Origin of the sequence: Curtobacterium sp. MCBA15_008 (assembly GCF_001865065.1) — a bacterium.
GTDB lineage: Bacteria > Actinomycetota > Actinomycetes > Actinomycetales > Microbacteriaceae > Curtobacterium.
This window is the reverse complement of record NZ_MJGN01000054.1, coordinates 1-299: the sequence shown is the minus strand read 5'-3', so window position 1 is coordinate 299 and position 299 is coordinate 1. Positions and strand designations below refer to the sequence as shown.

1 pseudogene is annotated in these 299 nt (G+C 51.2%); it reads right to left on the bottom strand.

From position 1 onward, the window contains the following. Window positions 1-210, bottom strand: a pseudogene (locus tag BIU96_RS19175) (30S ribosomal protein S6--L-glutamate ligase); the annotation flags it as partial. Between the last annotated feature and the right edge of the window lie 89 nt (window positions 211-299).

The window sequence follows — 299 nt, the reverse complement described above, 5'->3', positions numbered from 1 at the left end:
GGTCACAGACGCGCCAATACGGGGGACCACCACATCGAAATCTTCCAGCACCTCTTCATGATAATGAATCTTTGGATCGGCGGAGTTTATATTCATGGAGCAGTGAAGACAGTCGATCACCTTCACTTCATGGCCCCGGTTGATACCTTCCTCTACTAGCCGACGTGTTGAGTATAAATGACGGTTACGCGACAGAATCGCAATCTTCATTATTTTGTCCTTAGGGCCGGCTCACCGGCAAGGTAGGAACATTCAGGGAGAACAATGGCACGCCCGGCCATTGCGGTTCGACCAAGCAG